This is a genomic window from Frigoribacterium sp. AC759 (genome assembly GCF_979256015.1).
In genome coordinates, this window is record NZ_CEEDMT010000007.1 from 1 (window position 1) to 2727 (window position 2727).

General features: G+C 71.7%; 3 protein-coding genes. 1 reads left to right on the forward strand and 2 read right to left on the reverse strand.

Annotated features, from left to right (window positions below):
* Positions 1–35: 35 nt before the first annotated feature.
* Positions 36–320 carry a GNAT family N-acetyltransferase gene (locus ACZ6JE_RS07640; RefSeq protein WP_464318607.1) on the forward strand — a complete coding sequence of 95 codons (285 nt, stop codon included), beginning with the start codon at positions 36–38 and terminating at the stop codon, positions 318–320.
* 334 nt (positions 321–654) lie between these two features.
* Here ACZ6JE_RS07640 and ACZ6JE_RS07645 read toward each other — a convergent pair whose 3' ends face one another.
* Complete coding sequence (locus ACZ6JE_RS07645; protein ID WP_464318608.1) at positions 655–1704, reverse strand: lipoate--protein ligase family protein; 1050 nt, start codon at positions 1702–1704, stop codon at positions 655–657.
* Between the two features lie 10 nt (positions 1705–1714).
* Positions 1715–2581, reverse strand: a complete 867-nt coding sequence (locus ACZ6JE_RS07650) for an alpha/beta hydrolase (RefSeq protein WP_243214980.1) — start codon at positions 2579–2581, stop codon at positions 1715–1717.
* Positions 2582–2727: the final 146 nt, after the last annotated feature.

Sequence of the window (2727 nt, forward strand, 5' to 3'; positions counted from 1 at the left end):
GGGCGGGTCGGGGGCGGCGGGCGTAGCGTGACGGGATGAACGTCGTAGTAGAGAACCGCCCGGACCAGAACCAGTACGCCCTCGTGGAGGGCGACACGACCGTGGGCTTCGCCGCCTACGAGATCGTCGGCGACGAGATCCGCTTCACGCACACCGAGATCGAGCCGAGCCGACGCTCGACCGGCCTCGGCGCGCAGCTGGTGCAGGGCGCGCTCGACGACGTGCGCGAGAACAGCACCCGCCGCGTCGTCCCGCTCTGCCCGTTCGTGGTCGACTACATCGACGAGCACGTCGACTACCGCGAGCTTCTCAACCGCTGACCGGGCCGCCCGAAGGGCCGTTTCCGCCCACCGTCGCCCCCGGCGCTCGCCGCCGAACCCGACGGTGGTCAGATGCCGCCCCTCGCGGCCGCGCGAAGGGCCGTTCGTGCCCACCGTCGCCTCCGGCGCACGCCGCCGAGCCCCACCGTGGTCAGATGACGCCCCTCCCGGCCGCACGAAGGGCCGGTTCTGCCCACCGTCGCCCCCGGCGCACGCCGCCGAACCCCACGGTGGTCAGATGACGCCCTTCGTGACCGCGCGAAAGGCCGGTTCCGCCCACCGTCGGCACCCACGCCGCCGGCGGCTCTCGCGGCCGGACGGCGCGCGGGGGCGCTCAGGGGACGCGGCGCAGCCACTCCGGCGTCGCGAACTTCGTCGTCACGAGCTGCTCGGCCTGAGCCAGCTCGTCGTCGGTGACGCGACCCGTCGTCGCGCCGTACAGCCCGGCGAAGGTCTGCTTGAGCCGCTCGATGATCTCGGTGCGGGGCAGCCCGGTCTGACTGCGCAGCGGGTCGACGCGCTTCGCCGCGCTGGTCGTGCCCTTGTCGCTCATCTTCTCGCGGCCGATGCGCAGCACCTGCACCATCTTCTCGCCGTCCATGTCGTACGACATCGTGGCGTGATGCAGCAGGGCGCCGTTGCCGAGGCGCTTCTGCGCGGCCCCGCCGATCTTGCCCTTCGCCGACGTGATGTCGTTGAGCGGCTGGTAGAACGCGTCGATGCCGAGCGACTTGAGCGCCGTGATCACCCACTCGTCGAGATACGCGTACGAGTCGGCGAAGCTCATGCCCTGCACGAGCTCGCCCGGTGCGTACAGCGAGTAGGTGACGATCGACTCGGCGTCCATGAACATGGCGCCGCCGCCGCTGATCCGACGGACGACCTCGAAGCCGTGCGTCGCCGCGTTGTCGAGGTCGACCTCGTTCTTCAGCGACTGGAAGCTGCCGATCACGACGGCCGGCCGGTTCCACTCCCAGAAGCGCAGGGTCGGGCCGCGGCGACCCGCGCCGACCTCCTCGGTCAGCACCTGGTCGAGCGCGAGGTGCATGTTGGGCGAGACCGGCTCGTCGTGGATGATCTGCCAGTCGTAGTCGCGCCAGTCGGTGGCCTTCGAGAGGCTGCGGCGGACGGCGACCGCGATGGCCTCGGGGCTGAAGCCGAGCAGCACCGCGTCGTCGGGCAGACCGCGACGGATGGCCGCGGAGATCGTCGCCGCGTCGGACTCGACCGGCAGGCCGTTGACGGCCCGGTCGATGGCGTCGAGCGCCGTGTCGGGCTCGAGGAAGAAGTCGCCGGCGAGCCGGAACCCGGCGATGCGCCCGTCGCCCACCTCGAGATCGACGACCACGAGCTTGCCGCCAGGGACCTTGTACTCACCGTGCATGAGTCGCAGCCTAGGCCACGCGGTCGTCGAGCCACCGGACGAGATCGGCCACGACCTCGTCGCGGTTCGTCTCGTTGAAGACCTCGTGCCGGGCGCCGGTGTAGACGATCAGCTCGACGTCGCTGAGGCCGCTGCGACCGAGGTACGCCGACGCGAGCCTGCGGGCGCTCGCCTCGCCGCCGAGGGTGTCGTCGCTGCCCACCAGGATGAGCAGCGGCGGGTCGGAGTCGAGCGATCGCGACGGCCGCCCGAAGAGCCGCAGCGCGTCGCGGTAGCCGAACAGCTTCGCCACGGTCGCGACGGTCATCAGGGGGTCGGCGACGGCGCGCTCGATCACCGCGGTGTCGCGGCTGAGCCATTCGAACCCGGTGCCGCCCTCGTGCGCGTGCCGGGCGTTGAGGTCGCCGCCGTTCATGCTGCCCGGCATGCGGTAGGCCGTGCCGCTCAGCACGACGGCGTCGAAGAGCGACGCCTGCCGGTCGACGATCTTCTGCATCATGAGCGACCCCCACGAGTGCCCGAGGCCGACCAGCGGCAGGCCGGGCTCGTCGGCCCGGATGATGCCCGTCAGCTGGGTGATCGCCTCGATCGTGCCCGCGAGACCCGACGGGCCGAGACGACCGAGCTTCGTGTGATCGCCGCCCCACTGGCCGAGCCCGGTCTCGCCGTGCCCGAGGTGATCGTCGGCGTAGACCGTGTAGCCGGCCCGCACGAGATCGTGGGCGAGCGCCTCGTAGCGCAACGCGTGCTCGGCGACGCCGTGCGCGATCTGCACGACGGCCTTCGGCGTGGCCGCACGCCACACGTAGTAGTGGACGGTGACACCGTGCTGATCGACGAAGGTGTGATCGCCGCGGGCGGGGATGAACTGGGGCACGGGGTCATCCTGCCAGTCGGGTACGACATCGGGCGGGCGCCGCCGGGTACGACACCGGGGCGGGCGCGGCCGGGAGAGAGCGCGGAGACCGCAGGAGGCGCGGGTCAACCCGTTCAGGAGGCGCGGTTCGGCCCGTCCCGTCCGCT